Here is a 15512-nt window from a genome sequence, read left to right as displayed (position 1 = left end):
CGCGATAGCTCAAAACTGAATTCGCTCAACGGGAAAATCCCATGGATCTCGCGTTTACAAAGGAAGAGCAGGCGTTCCGCGAAGAGGTGCGTCAGTTCCTGCGTGATAACGTGCCGCCGGAGATGCGGCGCAAACGATTGAAGGCCGGCCGCTATCGAGGGATGAGATGGTCGCAGGCGCACGCATCCTCAACAAAATGGGCATTCCGTATTGGCCTAATGAATATGGAGGGGCGGGTGGACCCTTATGCAACGTTACATTTTCGAAGAAGAGGTGCGGGCGTATCCCATATTGTGTCTAACTTTGGCGTGTCTCTCGTCGGACCAGTAATTTACACCTTTGGCAATGAGGCGCAGAAGAAATACTATTTGCCGCGCATCCTCAACGTCGAGGACTGGTGGTGCCAGGGCTTCTCAGAGCCCGGCGCGGGCTCCGACCTAGCCTCGCTCAAGACGCGGGCTGTGCGTATTGGCGACCACTATCTTGTCAATGGCCAGAAGATCTGGACGACGGCGGCGCAATACGCCAACTGGATCTTCTGTCTCGTCAGGACGAATCCCGACGTGAAGAAGCAGCAGGGCATCTCCTTCCTCCTCATCGATATGAAGACGCCCGGCGTCACTGTGCGTCCGATCCAGCTGATCAACGGCGGTCACGAAGTGAATGAGGTCTTTTTTTCTGACGTCCGCGTTCCGATCGAGAATCTTGTCGGCGAGGAGAACAAGGGCTGGGAGTATGCCAAGTTTCTTCTCGGCAACGAACGCTTCAGTGATTCCAGCGTAGGCAACTCCAAGGAACGCATCCGGCGCATCAAGGAACTTGCCGCGCGGTGTTTCGCTGGCGGTGAGCGGCTACTTGATCAGGCCGCCTTCCGCGAGAAGCTTAGCGCAGTCGAAGTCCAGCTGAAGGCGATTGAAATAACGCAGCTTCAGGTGATCGCTAATGCATCGAAGCAGCAGAAGAGTGCGGACCCTGCAAGCCCCATCCTTAAGCTGAGGGGCTCAGAAATCGAGCAGGCGACGGCGGAGCTTCTGATGGATGTGGTCGGACCTTACGCGCTACCGTATTTCTCGGAAGAGGAGCTCGAGAGCGGTAACGAACAGCCGATCGGCCCTGATTGGGCTGCGACGATCGCACCCGCCTATTTCTACAGCCGCGCAGCGTCATTCTATCCGGGCTCCAGCGAGATTCAGAAGAACATTATCGCAAAGGAAATCCTGGGCCTCTGATGCTTTGAAGGCCGCAGGCACGGCGCCCCGATTCAGAAAGAATTTCGGTAGTGAGCTTTGATCTATCGGAGGAGCAGCGGCTTCTCAAGGACAGCGTCGAGCGGCTAGTGTTCGACAGCTACGGCTTCGAGAACCGCCGCCTGTATCAAGGAGGAGGAGCGCGGTTATAGCGAGGCGATGTGGGCGCGCTATGCCGAACTCGCGCTTCTTGGATTGTCTTTCGTCGAGGAATATGGCGGCTTCCGCGATCGAGACGATGATCGTTAATCGTCCGTTAAGAAGCAGATCTGAGGGCTGACTGGACGCTGATGGCTGCGAAGAGTGCAGTCAGGATCAGGCGCCAGAAATCTCTCAGCCAGGCGAGGATGTGGCGGAAATTGTGTCCGTCGGCTGAGAGGACGACGTTGGCGGCATCGCCGGCGCGGCCTTTGAGGTAGCAGCGGCCGAGGTGACCATCGGCCTTCAGGTGTCCGATGATGGGCTCGATGGCGGAGCGGCGGCGCAGCTCGCGCTTGATGACACCGAAGACGCCGCGCTTCTGGCCGGAGATGAAGACGCGGCGGGGGATTTTGCGCGTCGTGGCCGCGGTAATCCCTTGTCGACATAGGCCCGCTCGATCGCGCAGCCGGTGAGTGTCTCGGTGCGGTCAATGACGTCCCGCAAGGTGTGACCGTCGTACGGGTTATCAGGCAGCGCCCTGGCGTGCAGCACGAATAGGCCACCGGGAGCCCGGCGGTTGTTGGTGACGATGGAGGCCTTCACTCCGAACTCGTAAGGCGCGGAGGCCTTGCCCTTGCCGATGCACTCCACCTCCGGGGCATGGAAGGAATAAAGCTTCCAGCCGCGCTGGCGCTGCTGCTGCGAGCGGATCTGCGTGGCCCGGCCAAGCGGGAGGGCGAACGTCTCCTCACGAGCGCGGCCTGACCTTCGATCTTGCGGCGGATGTCGCGGATGATCCGGCCCAGCCGGCTGCGCAGGATGCGCAACTGCCGCTGGTGCCGCCTGAACTGTTTGCCGCCATCATCGCGGCGGCCTTGGCCACACGAGAATAGGATTGCCGCAGCCTGATGCCGTGCCTGGCCGCCAGGCGGTTCAGCCCTTTGATCGCCGCATGCAGCAGCTTGGCAATCGGTCGGAAAGGTGATCGCCTTCGGCTGCACCGTGGTGTCGACCGTGACCCGCTTGAGGCCTTGGCTGCGTAACGCTCCGGCCTCGTGCGCCACCCGCAGGCTCTTGGTTAGCAGCAGCTCCAGCTTGTCGCCGAGCCGCTTGCGCCAATGGCTCAGGTCCGAGCGCTCGTGCGGGAACGCGTGCTGGAAAAACTCTTCGCCGGTGAAGTACTGGAAGTCATGGACCCAGCGTTCGCACACCCCCTCATCGGACAGCCCGTAAGTGCTTGAGCAACAGCAGCCCGATCATGAAGCGGGTCTCGATGCCCGGCCGGCCGTTCTCGCTCTAGAGCATGCGATCTCGCCGTCGATCCAGTCCCAATCGATCTTGCCGGCCAGCAGAACCAGCTCGTGCTTCAGATTGATGATCTGGTCCAGCCGTGCCCGGAACAGATCGCTCGATCCCGTCGTCTTGTGCTTCTTCGGCCGCATCGTCCCCTCCGATGCACCATAGAATCATGGTTCGCAGCAAAGGGGAATCCACCAACAAAATTGCAAGATTTGCGGCTCCCAAGCCCCAAATCCCTGCAATCTCAAATGCCTCCGCAGCCGAAAAACAGACTCCCGTTCAATCCCTTAGAGGCTTGTTCACGGACGACTCGTTATGGAGGCGTTCGCCAAGGCATTAATCCTGGAACCCATTTCGCGACCACGGTGCCTGCCGGAGGCATCCTCCGGCACGGCGCGAGCGAGGCGCAGAAGGCGGAGATCATCCCCGCCATCGTGGAAGGCCGGACAAAATTATCCTCCGCCCATGCCGAGCCGCAGTCGCGCTACGACCTTTTCGACGTTGAGACGCAGGCGAAGAAGGACGGAGAGGGATGAATCCTGAGCGGCGCCTAAGGCCTCGTCCTCCACGGCGCTGCGACCGACAAAATCGTCGTATCGGCGCGAACGGCCGGAGGCACGCCGGAGAAGGATGGGATTGGGCTCTTCCTGATCGACGCCGATGCGCCGGGCCTCACGCGCCGCGGTTATCCGACACAGGATGGTCTGCGCGCAGCCGAGATGACGCTTGACAATGTACGCGTTAACACGTTGGCGATCCAGCAGGGACGTTCCGAATCATCTCGCGGGTGGCGCACGAGGCGGTCGCTGCGCTTGCGCGGAAGCCGTCGGCTTCTTTGCCAAAAATGCAGGCCATTACACTCGACTATCTCAAGACGCGCGAACAGTTCGGGCGGAAGATTGGCACCTTCCAGGTGCTGCAGCATCGAGCGGTCGACATGGTTGTCGAATTGGAGCAGTCGCGCTCGATGGTCATGTAAGCCACTAATGATAGCAGGCGAAAGCGATGCGACCGAGCACGAGCGCGCGATTTCGGCGACAAAGATCCAGATCGGTCGTTCGGCGAAGGTGATTAATCATCAGTCGATCCAGCTCCATGGTGGCATCGGAATGACCGTGGAGCACAGCATCGGTCACTATTTTTAACATGTGACCATGATCGACAGGCTGTTCGGCGATGCCGACTATCACCTGAGGCGGCTTGCCGGCCTCGGAGGGCTCGACAGCGAGCAAGCGAATGGAACAACGGAGCCAATTGAGCAACGTGGATATGCGAGTTGATGATGCGCTATGGGAAGCATCCGATCTTGCCGGCCAGGAGGTCGATCGGCGCGAGCAAAAAGGATGTCTTTTCCGACCGAAGTTCGTCGCTGCATGGGCGGCTACGCCACAGAAAGTCTTACGAACATCAACAAAGAGCCCTGCGCGATGGCTGCAGAACTACTTTGGTTTTACAAGGCACATGATCGGAAGCCGATCAACAACAATGCTGGCTCGTACCGCGAGCCCTGCAGCCCATCGAGCCGCACATGGTCTGACTGTTATGAGACGATGGCGTCCCCCAATGTGAAACTTCACTTCCGCGATACCTTTCAGGCGTCCTCATCCGATCGAGCAAAGAGACATGCATTCGCCTTTGAGCGCTTGGTACCACCACGAACCGACGCCGTGTTCACCGAGTTCTCCGCGGGAACGCTTTGCTGTGCCGGTCGCGCTGATCGGCTTGGTCGTGCTTGACGTTCTTGCATTGTTGACGAGTTAATGGAGCCCGCCTTTGTGCTGCATGACGCGCCGACCAGCGCCACACATTCCTCCGAAGCACTGGCTACTCTCCGAGGCGAAGTCCCTGCCAAGGGCCGGATGGGAGTCGCGGATGGCCGGCCTCGAGCCTGCCAGCACGCGAAATTACGCCGCAGGCCTGCATTTAGGCGTCGGTGAATACTGAATGCGTTGATCATAGTCCGTTTTACGCGTGAAATAGCCCTTGAGATTGCAAGCTTGCGGGCTTCTGGATTAAAGGCTTTGATCTTTGATGATGCCGTCGTCGCGCGGGGGACGACGCGAGCAAGGGGGCGACCGAACACTGGGTCGACTGATCCTCTGCGCTCCCGACTGGACGCGATCATCGACTTGCGCCATCTGCACAATCGACTGACGATTCCTTGGGCAGCGGTTCGGGGCAGTCTACGAGGACAAGTCGGCCGGCCGCCTTTGCCGAGGGGGCTGACGTCGGGCTTCCAATCCTCAAGATGAAGATACCACCGTTCATTGCGAGAAAGCTTCGCAATCTCGAGCAAGACACAGTATTTCGGCCGTGCCCCCGCGCAAATCGCAGAAATTTAAACTAGGAGTGTCGCTAAGATGGCAAGATACACGCTCTCTTGGAGGCCTGAATGGCGTCGCCGACCACAAACTCTCTTGGAATTCTGGATCTCGAACGTGGGCTGCCGCCGGGCGCTACGCCGCCGACGCCGATGCCCGGCTCCCTGATGAGTTCGGCTACTTTCGATTTTCCTGTCATCTCGGAGACGGTCGCTGGAGCTTGGCCGGATGTCGCGATGCGCGGCGATCCTTCGCTCGAGCCGGCCTACGTGGCAGCTGCCCGACGACTGATCGAGCGAGGCGCTATCGCAATCAGTTCGAACTGCGGCTTCTCTATCCGCTATCAGGCGGCGGTAGCTGCCTCGGTGAACGTGCCTGTCGTGATGTCGAGCCTGCTTCTGGTTCCGGCCTTGCTCCGCCAGCTGTCGCCAGCCGCTAAGCTCGCCGTAGTGACTTCCGACTCAAAGCAGTTCAGAGAAGATCTGCTTGGGATCAGTCATCCGGACGAGCGCGCGAGGATCGTTATCGGCGGCATTGAAGACGGTGTGTTTTACCAAAACGTGATGAAGTCTCCGCCGGTACCGACTGACGCTGCCGAAATTGAGAAAGATGTCGCTGCCTGCGTCGCACGGCTCCGCGCCGCGAATCCGGAAATCGCCGCTCTCCTGATCACTTGCACGGGGCTTCCGATGGTAATCCCGGCGATCCGTCGTATCACAGGGTTGCCAGTTTACGATATCACAACCCTCTGCCGGTCGACGCTTTCGTCACTGGCCTAAAAGGGTTGCTTTGTCCGTCCTGCAACAGCCGCCCTGCTGCCGTCGTAGGTAACAGACATTGACGATCATCGTTGAACAACTACTACGGTCCATGTACCGCTTACATTTCGATTTGACGAGTGGGGGCCTTCATGGAGGTGCCTTCCTCCATTTTTCGGCCACCTAGCGTCTGGTCGAAAGTGATACCGTCTACGTCAAACGAGCCGAATCCGGCGCATCCCGAAAATTATGCCCTGAGCGGCCCAGCGAAGCACCCGAGGAGCGATGTTCATTTACCGCTGCCACGTTCAGGCATCTTGGCTTGATGCAAACAGACATATGAGCGCTCGCTCGTATCTCGATGTGTTTTCCGATGCCGGCGTGCTAGCCCTGCGAGAGTTGGGATTTGGTCCGCCGTATCTCAAGGGAGGTCACTCCATTTTTACGGGCGATTTCCATATCACCTACGTGCGCGAGATCCGTGCCGGAGGAAGCCTGACGGTCGCAACGCGCATCCTTGATTTGGACTCCAAGCGCTTTGTGTTCCACCAAGAAATGACAGGCGACAGCAACGGCGCGCTGGCAGCCACGGCGGAGCACCTGCAGCTCAACGTCGGAGTTGCGAGCCGGAAGGTTGAGCCGTTCCTTCCAGAGATCTTCGAGCGTCTTCGGGGGGCGCGGCACGGCCAGGGTGCGAGCCCGCCGCGGAATGTCGGCCGCGCAGCGTCTCTCATGGCAGGAGCGCCGACCCGATGAGTTGGCGCCGCGAAGCGACCGGCAGCCTCAGTCTGTTCTACGCCATCATACCGGCCAAGAGGGGCCGAGGATTCAATTTGTTCTCGAGACCAGGAACCCCGGCGCATTGATGGCGGCAGAAGCGGTGCATTGGGGCAGCTCGCGATGTCGTGCGCGGCCGGATAGACTTGCATCGTGTTCAACCGAGTGGATCGGCTTAGAATAAGGCCATTCGTTCTGACCAGAAACTGGCGAGCTCGAGCGGCTCGGCTAACAGCGATGTTGTAGCACTGGCAAATGGCGAGAGGTGCCTTGCGGCCGCGGCGACGCCAAACATCTCGCTGGGGAGTTTCCAGACCTGCGAGCTAGCGGCGCATTGGCGCTTTAAGTTAAGCCAAGATTCCAGCCGAGCGCTAACTACGTGAGTTCATGCTCGGCGCCTGCACGCGTCAGCCCGCAATTAGCGCATATTTGTCCATGAGGGAGTGCTCGGCCTAGCTGAGCTCGAAAACTCACTGGGCCGAGGTGCGGCTCAACAACCCGTCTTCACGAGGACGACCGCGATGGCTCATTCATACATCAGATTGCCTTCCGCGTCTCGTTCCATCAATTCGAGATTTAGCAGAACATCTTTAGATTTTGTGGTCTGGCGCAGTATTTCACTTACGCAGACTCCTTTTCCTGCGCAATTCGACACGAAGAGCAGTGTATCCTTGGATCATTAAATCGTTGCTGGCAGTATCCTTGGTTCACTAAATTGTTGCCGCCAAATGAATGGCTGAGTTCACCTGCCACAAAACGAGAAAGAGTATGAGGATTTCACCTTCAGTGGATATCTCGGTCGATGGCGTTGAGGAGGGGCGGCGTCCAAGGCGACGCGCCGCTGCGCCGTGACGGAGCTGCCCTCGCTGGAGCTTGCCGGACGGCGTGCGGTCGCGACCGCGGCAGGCGCCGGAATCGGCCTTGTGATCGCGAAGCTCTTCGCTGCGGCCGGAGCACGGGTGGCGATCTGCGATCTTGATAATGCGAAGTTGAAGGCGGTCACTGAGACAGCTCCTTCAATCGGTGTAAGCCGGTGCGATCTAGCCGACGCGCGGGACGTCGAACGCTTTGCTCGAGACGCTTTCGGACGGCTGGGCGGAGTCGATATCCTGATCAACAACGCCGGCATCGAAGGTCCTATTGAATCTATCGAGACAATGAAAGTTGAGGAGTGGAATCGAACGCTGGCAGTCAATCTTACCAGTCACTTTCTGCTCGCCCGGACGGCTCTTCCCTATATCCGTCAAGCCGGCCGCGGCGCCATCGTGAATATCTCTTCGGTTGCGGGTCTGACCGGGTATCCATTTCGCGCGCCATACAATGCGAGCAAATGGGGGGGGTATCGGGCTAACTAAAAGCATGGCCAAGCTGGGCCCGTCCGGGATCCGTGTGAATGCGATTTGCCCAGGTACGGTTGAAGGCGACCGCTTGGAACGAATTATGGCAGCCAAGGCGCGCGGGCAGAGCACCACGGTGACTGCCATCCGCTCGCAGATGGTGGCTGATTCCTCACTGGGCAAGACCGTGCGGCCCGACGATATCGCAGCCATGGCGCTTTTCCTGGTGTCGAATGCTGGCGCCAGCATATCCGGCCACGTGTTCCCGGTGGACGCCGATGCCGTGTGATTGCCGTCCTTTGGCTCGGGAATCCGGCCTTGAGCTCGAGGCGGCGCTGCTTCTGTTCTTGGAGTACCAAGCCGCATCTAGGCGAAAATTCGCCTTGGTGGCAACAAGATGCCGCGGGCGGGGCGAAAAGCTTGCGCGAGAGTGAAATGAAATGACGAGGTCTGCTCCAGTGCGTTGGCCGTCGCCCCGGAGCGGCTTCGACCAGTATGGCTCGGGCGTTGGCACGGCTCTGTTGGTGGATCGGATAAGCTGGGCCAGTGCGAGCCCGGACTGCCGTACGGTCGGGTTCAGCCGAAGTACTGGACCAAATTGTCGGAAAAAGCCAAGAGGGCGACATCGCCGCAGTGATGGCAAGCGCTCCGGCATGTTGCCGCTGGTGGATGTCAGGCGATGCTGCGCATCCTTTTCGAGCGAGCGACGGTCCAGGTCGCGCTTGAAAGTGGCGACGTCTTCGGTCAGCCGATCAACTCGCGCCAGCGCTCATCAGTACGCAATGATTGCGCGGCCGGCCACGTTCCTACTTTTCGGCCAAAGAGATCGGTCACCGGCGGCACGGATCAAAAGCGTGTGTGCAAGACGTCGGTGGCAGTGATGACCGCGCGATCAGGCGTGGTCGAGCTCCCGATCGACCCGGCTGAACGTTCACGGCGCTTCGCCTACACAGGGCAGTGATCGTCGCCGGCTTTCTTGTTTAAAGGCCCGATGGTTTAGTGCTTCGTGCGCAAGTCCACGCGTTTTGTACGCATGAGCGCAGGATTTCGGCTGCTCGATGCACCACATTGATGAAATGCAGCTCTAAGGTTGGATAACATTTCTGCGAAAGGCAAGCCTTATGCCGCCCTAAGCGTGCAGCGTCAAAGGCAGGTAGGGCAGGAGTGCGCCATTTGGTCAACCGCAGACGTGTACTCAAGGTCTATCCCTACGGCCTCGATCGCATGGTCAAGAAGCTGCAATCCGTGGAGAAAGAACATCGTGGTCTGGTGGTCGGCGCCGCCGCAGCAGTGGGAGAGCCGCAAAGCCCGGTTGGGGGCTCGACGCCAGTCACGAAGAATGCCTTTGTGAAGTTTTCCGAGATCCAGAAGACCTGCGACGGCGAAACGCTGGTCGTTAAGAACCTCAATTTGGCGATCACCCGGGGTGAGTTCTTGACCATGCTGGGACGCTCCGGCTCCGGCAAGACGACCACGCTCATGATGCTCGCCGGCTTCGAGGTGCCCACCCAGGGCCGGATTTTTTTGGAGGGGCGCTCGATCAGCAACATGCCCCCGCACAAGCGCGCGACATCGGCATGGTGTTCCAGAACTATGCGCTTTTTCCGCACATGACCGTGGAGGAGAACCTCGCCTTCCCACTCAAGGTCCGCAAGCTCGGCAAGGCGGAGATCGAGCCCAGGATCAAGCGGGCGCTCGACATGGTGCGGCTCGGCGCCTATGGCAAGCGCCGGCCGGGTCAGCTTTCCGGCGGCCAGCGGCAGCGCGTCGCGCTTGCCCGCGCCCTCATCTTCGATCCCAAGCTTGTGCTGATGGACGAGCCGCTCGGCGCGCTGGACAAGCAGCTGCGCGAGCAGATGCAGCTCGAGATCAAGCATATCCACGAGGATCTCGGCGTCACCGTGGTCTATGTGACGCACGACCAGAGCGAGGCTCTGACCATGTCCGACCGCATAGCGGTGTTCAACGACGGCATTATCCAGCAGCTCGCCTCGCCCGCCGAGCTGTACGAGCGGCCGCAGAACGCCTTCGTCGCCCAGTTCATCGGCGAGAACAACCGGCTGCACGGCAAGGTCGTGGCGATGAATGGGGCGACCTGCAACGTGGAGGTTGCGGGCGCTGCCAACGTGCAAGCGCTGGCGATCAATGTCGAGGCGGTCGGCCGGCCGACCATACTGTCGTTGCGGCCGGAGCGCGTGAAGCTGAACCCGCCGCCGGGTTCGCTGCCCAATGTCTTCAGCGCGCAAATCGCGGAGGTGATCTATCTGGGCGACCACGTGCGTATCCGGGCTTCGGTCTGCGGCCATGATGATTTTGATCAAGCTGCAGAATTCGGAAGGCGTGGTGCAGGCCAAGCCGGGGGCTGCGATCACCATCGGCTGGAAAACCGAGGATTGTTGGGCGCTCGAGGCGTCTTGACGATGACCGAGGCCTCGCGCGCAGGGGCGGGGCAGGTTTTTGACAACGCCGCATCCCATCCGCGGGCGGCATAGCAGGGAGGAGTAATACGATGAGGACATCCTTGATGATTGCCGGCGCCTTGGCCGCCATCGGCTCGGCGATGAGCGCGTTGATGCCACTAAAGCCCGCGTTCGCGGCCGAAGAGCTGAGAATCGTCTCCTGGGGCGGTGCCCTTCAGGCGGCTCAACGCAAGGCCTTTTTCGAGCCTTTCACAAAGGCGACCGGGATCAAGCTCAAAGAAGACGAGTACAATGGCGAGCTCGGCAAGATCCGGGCCATGGTCGAATCCAAGACCGTAAGTTGGGACGTGGTCGGTGGGTTCAATGACTGGGTCCAGCTGCTGTGCGACGAGGGCGTCATTGAGAAGCTCGACTGGAAGAGGCTGGGCCTCGACCGGTCCAGGTTCGTGGGCACTTATGACTGCGGGGTGCCTGCGGAAATGTCCGGCACGGCTGTTGCCTATGACAAGGACAAGCTGCCAAACGGCCCGAAGACCATCGGTGACCTGTTCGACTTGCAGAAATTTCCCGGCAAGCGCGGGCTGTGGAAGCAACCCCGCGGCAATCTCGAATGGGCGCTGATAGCCGACGGGGTTCCCATCAAGGACGTCTACAAGGTCCTCAATACGCCTGAGGGAGTCGACCGCGCCTTCAGGAAGCTCGACACCATCAAGAAGGATGTCATCTGGTGGACGTCCGGTGCCCAGCCGCCACAGCTACTGGCCGATAGCCAGGTCGTCATGACCTCGGCCTATACCGGACGAATCTACGATGCCAACAAGAACTCCGGCAAGCATTTCGAGATCATGTGGGATGCCGCGACCTGGGGCGCGGGTGACGTCTGGGTGATTCCTAAGGGCACTCCGAATCTGAACAATGCCTACAGGTTCATCGCCTTCGCCTCTACGCCTCAGGCGCAGGCCAATCTATCAAAGTACATCGACTACGGGCCCAGCAACAAGGACGCGATGCCGCTCATCGATCCGGCGATCTTATCCCATTTCGGAAGTTCGCATCCCAATACTTGGGCGGTCGACAGCGCCTTCTGGAATGTGAAGGGCGACGAGTTGCGCCAGCGCTTCAGCGCCTGGCTCGCGAAATAGATCAGGAAAAAGGCGGTGGAAGGCTACAGCCTCCCCACCGTCTCCGACGAAAGAACGAGAGAGAGTCGATTGCGATGACGGCTGCCCACATTCGCCGATAGCCCCGACGACGTGCCGCTGCGGATCAATTTGCAGCGGGTCCAGCGCCGGCGCTTTGCCACGCACAATGCCGGGCGGGATCTTCGGTGGCGCCGCCCCAATCCTGAGGCGGCATAGAAGGGAGAGAGTAGAAGATGAGGAAATCATTGATGATCGCGAGCGTTCTGTGCGTGGTCGGCTTGGCAGCGGTGGTGCTTGCGCCGGCAAAGACTGCCTTTGCGGGCGATCAGCTGACGGTCGTCTCCTGGGGCGGTGCCCTTCAGGCGGCTCAACGTAAGGCCTTTTTCGAGCCTTTCACAAAGGCGACCGGGATCAAGATCACCGAGGACGAGTACAATGGCGAGGCCGGCAAGATCCGGGCCATGGTCGACTCCAAGACCGTGAGCTGGGACGTGGTCGTCGCCGGTTCGGGCTCGTCCATGCAATTGTGTGCCGAGGGCATTATTGAGACGATTGACTGGAACAAGCTGGGCCTCGACCGGGCCAAGTTCATGAGTGGCGACAAGCACGACTGCGGCGTACCGACGGAAGTCACTGCCTCGATCATCGCCTATGACAAGGATAAGCTGCCGAACGGCCCGAAGACCATCGCCGATCTGTTCGATATGCAGAAATTCCCTGGCAAGCGCGGACTGTGGAAGTTTCCCATGTTGAATCTCGAATGGGCTCTGATCGCCGACGGCGTGGCCGTCAAGGATGTCTACAAGGTGCTCCGCACGCCCGAAGGTGTCGACCGCGCCTTTAGGAAGCTCGACACCATCAAGAAGGATGTCGTCTGGTGGACGTCCGGTGCCCAGCCGCCGCAGCTACTGGCCGACGGGCAGGTCGTCATGACCGCCGCCTATAACGGTCGCATCTACGATGCCAACAAGAACTCCGGCAAACATTTCGAGATCATGTGGGACGCCGCGCAGCTGACCTTTAATTTGTGGGCGATTCCCAAAGGCAGTCCGAGGCGAGACGACGCCTACAAGTTCATCGCCTTCGCAGCTTCGCCCCAGGCGCAAGCTGACCTCACACGCTACATCCCCTACGGGCCCGACCACAAGGACGCGATGGCGCTTGTCGATCCGGCGATCTTGCCCAATCTTCCGAACGCGCCCGACCATATGGCCAATGCTTTGGAGTGGGACGCTGTTTTCTGGGCTGACAAGGGCGACGACCTGCGCCAGCGCTTTGCCGCTTGGCTCGCGAAGTAACACCAGAGGAACGAATGGCGGGGAGGGCTTCCGTTCTCCTCGCCTCCAATGGACCAGTGAGAGAGGAATCGATGGTGACCATGGCTGCCCAAATCGCCGGCCGCTTCGACAGCGTGCCGCTGCGAGCCCAACTGCAGCGGGTCGAGCGCCGACGCAAGCTGAAGGCTTTTACCCTGGTGCTGCCGCTTCTGTTGTTCATCCTGATCGCCTTCGCCTTTCCGATCACGCGGATGATGTTCAACGCGGTTCATGACGATACGCTGCTAGCGTTGATGCCGCGGACGATGGCGGCTCTCAGCGGGTGGGACGGCAAGGACTTGCCCGACGAGAACGCCTATGCCGCTCTCGCCGAAGACCTCAAGCAGGCTTGGGCGCAGAGAACCACGGGAGCGATCGGCCAGCGGATGAACTATCAACTGTCTGGCGTCGGCAGTGAGGTAACGTCGAGCGCTCGCAAGGCGAGCACGCTTTCCGGCGGCCCCTACAAAGCGACGATGATCGAGATCAATCCGATCTGGGGTCAGCGCGACATATGGAGCCTGCTGAAACGCGGAAGTTCGGCCTATACAGCTTACTACCTGCTGCGTTCGATCGATTACCAATATGACTCCGACAGCAAGATCGTCGCCTCGCCGCCGGATCAATCGATCTTCCGCGACGCCTTCCTGCGCACGCTAGGTATCAGCGTCGGGGTTACCGTCGCGACCCTGCTGCTGGGTTTCCCGGTGGCCTATCTCCTGGCGACATTGCCGCCCAGGATCAGCAATCCGCTGATGATCATGGTCGTGCTGCCGTTCTGGACTTCGGTACTAGTGCGCACCACGGCGTGGGTCGTGCTCCTGCAGCAGCATGGCCTCGTTAACGACGCGCTGATAGCACTGCATATCATATCGCAGCCCGCGGAGCTCATCTTCAACCGGCTCGGCACGGTCGTGGCCATGACCCATATCCAGCTGCCCTTCACGCTCCTGCCGATCTATAGCGTCATGAAGACGATCTCGCCAAGCCATGTCCGCGCCGCCCGTTCGCTCGGAGCCGGTCCATTCTACGCTTTCTGGAAGGTTTACTTCCCCCAAACTCTATCGGGGATCGCCGCCGGCTGCCTGCTGACATTCATTCTGTGCCTGGGCTACTACATCACGCCCGCGCTCGTTGGAGGGCCGAGCGATCAGATGATCGCCTACTTCATCGCCTACTACACGAACGAGCAACTCAACTGGGGTATGGCTTCGGCCCTCGGTTTCATCCTGCTCATCGCGACTTTGGTGCTCTATTATGTCTTTAACAAGCTGGTTGGCGTCGACCGGATCAAGATGGGATGAGAACGATGGCCGCTTTCGCGTATGCCTCGCCGATTGAGAAAGCCTGGTACTATTTGCATCGGCTGATCTGTGGGGCGGTGCTGCTGTATCTGGTCGCGCCGATCCTCGTGATCATCCCACTTTCCTTCAATTCCGTGCCATTCTTCAGCTATCCGATGCCGGGGCTGTCGCTGCGCTGGTATGAGGAGTTCCTTTTGACTGACCGGTGGCAGGGCGCGCTACATAACTCGATTTTCGTCGCCGTATCGGTCACGCTGCTGTCGACTGTTCTGGGCACGCTCGCCGCCCTCGGACTCAGCCGCCCGAACTTCCCCTGGCGCGCGGCGGTGATGAGTCTGTTGATCTCGCCCATCATCATCCCGGTAGTAATTACCGCGGTGGCCCTATATTTCTTCTATGCCGATCTCGGACTGGTGAATACCTACACCGGACTAATCTTGGCGCACACCACGCTGGCCACTCCGTTCGTCGTCATCACTGTGACCACGACCTTGATCGGGTTCGATCACACGCTGACCCGGGCAGCCGCTGGACTCGGGGCGCCGTCGGTCACCGTCTTCTTCAAGGTAACACTGCCGCTCATCCTGCCGGGCATGATCTCCGGTGCGCTTTTTGCCTTTCTCACCTCCTTCGACGAGGTGGTGATCGCACTTTTCGTCGCCGGTCCTGAGCAGCGCACCTTACCGAAGGCCATGTTTTCCGGCATCCGCGAGGAGATTAGTCCGACGATAACCGCGGCCGCTACCGTGTTGATCCTGCTCTCAATTACCATGCTGACTACCGTTGAGCTGCTGAGGCGGCGATCGGAGCGCCTGCGCGGCATCCGCAACACCTGACGGTTCCTGTCCGATCTTGAGGTCCTTACGCCATCTCAGAAAGCATCGCCAAGCCATTGCGCAACCGCCACCGGCTTGGAACTATATCCGACAGCGTACACGAAAGATCGATCCTCTACTGCGTTACATCAAGCAGCGCAATCGCTCTCAGAGCGGGCGCTCGCAAGAGGCCGGCGTCGTCAACTCGACCATCTAGTTGATCGACTCCGAGCGGACCAAATCCATTCGTCGTGGCACTGATGAAGGCATCTTGGACAGCGTTCGGCACCTTCCGTTCTCCTCGCCGCCTCCAGCGGAGGAACCGAGAGAGAAGTCGATGGCGACGATGGCGAAAGCGCCGGCGCATGCTGAAGGGTAATCTCATCTTGCCGCTCCTGTTGTTCAGCGCCCGCAATGTGAGCACGCAACGGGCAATGCAGATATGCGGTGCATCCGTAGGAGATCACCAGCAGGAATTTCAGTCATCGGCAGTTCGCGAGACATTCTGCTCAGCGACGCCATTCCGGCCAAGCCCACGCTTTCACTGAACATATCCGTCATCTTTCCTCCAAATGCCAATAATTATGTCGAGCGTCATGTCGGTTGGGGCTCTTGTTCGTCCTGCAGGCTCGCGC

At 59.7% G+C, this 15512-nt stretch carries 14 protein-coding genes and 2 pseudogenes; 15 read left to right on the top strand and 1 reads right to left on the bottom strand.

From position 1 onward, the window contains the following. The first annotated feature begins 41 nt into the window (after nt 1–41). Nucleotides 42–1229 (top strand): acyl-CoA dehydrogenase family protein, encoded by a 1188-nt coding sequence (locus tag LMTR13_RS25650; RefSeq protein ID WP_236843116.1) that lies wholly within the window; start codon nt 42–44, stop codon nt 1227–1229. A 274-nt stretch (nt 1230–1503) separates the two neighbouring features. On the opposite strand, the pseudogene LMTR13_RS25645 reads toward LMTR13_RS25650, so the two are convergent. Next, a pseudogene (locus LMTR13_RS25645) lies at nt 1504–2830 on the bottom strand (IS5 family transposase). Nucleotides 2831–3052: 222 nt separating this feature from the next. On the opposite strand from LMTR13_RS25645, the gene LMTR13_RS41175 reads away from it, so the two are divergent. The 14 genes and pseudogenes from LMTR13_RS41175 to LMTR13_RS25595 all read left to right on the top strand — a co-directional run bounded on the left by LMTR13_RS41175 (nt 3053) and on the right by LMTR13_RS25595 (nt 14898). After that, nucleotides 3053–3223, top strand: coding sequence for a hypothetical protein (locus LMTR13_RS41175; protein WP_156795788.1), 171 nt, complete (start codon nt 3053–3055; stop codon nt 3221–3223). Between the two features lie 308 nt (nt 3224–3531). Next, complete coding sequence (locus LMTR13_RS43185) at nt 3532–3666, top strand: acyl-CoA dehydrogenase family protein (protein ID WP_156795787.1); 135 nt, start codon at nt 3532–3534, stop codon at nt 3664–3666. 7 nt (nt 3667–3673) lie between these two features. Then, nucleotides 3674–3832, top strand: coding sequence for an acyl-CoA dehydrogenase family protein (locus LMTR13_RS41170; RefSeq protein ID WP_156795786.1), 159 nt, complete (start codon nt 3674–3676; stop codon nt 3830–3832). Between the two features lie 1247 nt (nt 3833–5079). Further along, nucleotides 5080–5787 (top strand): aspartate/glutamate racemase family protein, encoded by a 708-nt coding sequence (locus tag LMTR13_RS41905; RefSeq protein WP_197520914.1) that lies wholly within the window; start codon nt 5080–5082, stop codon nt 5785–5787. A 264-nt stretch (nt 5788–6051) separates the two neighbouring features. Further along, nucleotides 6052–6522, top strand: a complete 471-nt coding sequence (locus LMTR13_RS25630) for a thioesterase family protein (protein WP_083219217.1) — start codon at nt 6052–6054, stop codon at nt 6520–6522. Nucleotides 6523–7391: 869 nt separating this feature from the next. Beyond that, a complete protein-coding gene (locus LMTR13_RS25625) occupies nt 7392–7898 on the top strand; it encodes an SDR family NAD(P)-dependent oxidoreductase (RefSeq protein WP_197520913.1) in 507 nt (168 codons plus the stop codon). A 4-nt stretch (nt 7899–7902) separates the two neighbouring features. Beyond that, nucleotides 7903–8169, top strand: coding sequence for an SDR family oxidoreductase (locus tag LMTR13_RS41900; protein WP_197520912.1), 267 nt, complete (start codon nt 7903–7905; stop codon nt 8167–8169). A gap of 390 nt (nt 8170–8559) precedes the next feature. Then, nucleotides 8560–8841, top strand: a complete 282-nt coding sequence (locus LMTR13_RS25620) for a hypothetical protein (RefSeq protein WP_065730220.1) — start codon at nt 8560–8562, stop codon at nt 8839–8841. Nucleotides 8842–9104: 263 nt separating this feature from the next. Beyond that, a pseudogene (locus LMTR13_RS43825) lies at nt 9105–9646 on the top strand (ABC transporter ATP-binding protein); the annotation flags it as partial. 45 nt (nt 9647–9691) lie between these two features. Next, nucleotides 9692–10372, top strand: coding sequence for an ABC transporter ATP-binding protein (locus tag LMTR13_RS43820; protein WP_418219811.1), 681 nt, complete (start codon nt 9692–9694; stop codon nt 10370–10372). A 32-nt stretch (nt 10373–10404) separates the two neighbouring features. Further along, the gene (locus LMTR13_RS25610; protein WP_083219216.1) at nt 10405–11442 is read left to right on the top strand and encodes an ABC transporter substrate-binding protein; all 1038 of its coding nucleotides are present in this window, start codon (nt 10405–10407) and stop codon (nt 11440–11442) included. Nucleotides 11443–11690: 248 nt separating this feature from the next. Then, nucleotides 11691–12740: an ABC transporter substrate-binding protein gene (locus tag LMTR13_RS25605; RefSeq protein WP_065730218.1), complete on the top strand. Its 1050-nt coding sequence runs from the start codon at nt 11691–11693 to the stop codon at nt 12738–12740. Between the two features lie 71 nt (nt 12741–12811). Next, nucleotides 12812–14062, top strand: a complete 1251-nt coding sequence (locus tag LMTR13_RS25600; protein ID WP_065730217.1) for an ABC transporter permease — start codon at nt 12812–12814, stop codon at nt 14060–14062. A 5-nt stretch (nt 14063–14067) separates the two neighbouring features. Next, complete coding sequence (locus LMTR13_RS25595; protein ID WP_065730216.1) at nt 14068–14898, top strand: ABC transporter permease; 831 nt, start codon at nt 14068–14070, stop codon at nt 14896–14898. Nucleotides 14899–15512: the final 614 nt, after the last annotated feature.

It is taken from the genome of Bradyrhizobium icense (genome assembly GCF_001693385.1).
Classification (GTDB): domain Bacteria; phylum Pseudomonadota; class Alphaproteobacteria; order Rhizobiales; family Xanthobacteraceae; genus Bradyrhizobium; species Bradyrhizobium icense.
This window is presented reverse-complemented; position numbering and strand designations above follow the sequence as displayed.

Coding starts and splice junctions, on each gene's coding strand:
- LMTR13_RS25620 (WP_065730220.1), top strand. CDS start 8,560: ATGCTGCGCATCCTTTTCGAGCGAGCGACGGTCCAGGTCGCGCTTGAA.
- LMTR13_RS25630 (WP_083219217.1), top strand. CDS start 6,052: ATGTTCATTTACCGCTGCCACGTTCAGGCATCTTGGCTTGATGCAAAC.
- LMTR13_RS41905 (WP_197520914.1), top strand. CDS start 5,080: ATGGCGTCGCCGACCACAAACTCTCTTGGAATTCTGGATCTCGAACGT.
- LMTR13_RS25595 (WP_065730216.1), top strand. CDS start 14,068: ATGGCCGCTTTCGCGTATGCCTCGCCGATTGAGAAAGCCTGGTACTAT.
- LMTR13_RS41900 (WP_197520912.1), top strand. CDS start 7,903: ATGGCCAAGCTGGGCCCGTCCGGGATCCGTGTGAATGCGATTTGCCCA.
- LMTR13_RS41170 (WP_156795786.1), top strand. CDS start 3,674: ATGATAGCAGGCGAAAGCGATGCGACCGAGCACGAGCGCGCGATTTCG.
- LMTR13_RS43185 (WP_156795787.1), top strand. CDS start 3,532: ATGCAGGCCATTACACTCGACTATCTCAAGACGCGCGAACAGTTCGGG.
- LMTR13_RS25605 (WP_065730218.1), top strand. CDS start 11,691: ATGATCGCGAGCGTTCTGTGCGTGGTCGGCTTGGCAGCGGTGGTGCTT.
- LMTR13_RS43820 (WP_418219811.1), top strand. CDS start 9,692: ATGGACGAGCCGCTCGGCGCGCTGGACAAGCAGCTGCGCGAGCAGATG.
- LMTR13_RS25650 (WP_236843116.1), top strand. CDS start 42: ATGGATCTCGCGTTTACAAAGGAAGAGCAGGCGTTCCGCGAAGAGGTG.
- LMTR13_RS25600 (WP_065730217.1), top strand. CDS start 12,812: ATGGTGACCATGGCTGCCCAAATCGCCGGCCGCTTCGACAGCGTGCCG.
- LMTR13_RS25610 (WP_083219216.1), top strand. CDS start 10,405: ATGATTGCCGGCGCCTTGGCCGCCATCGGCTCGGCGATGAGCGCGTTG.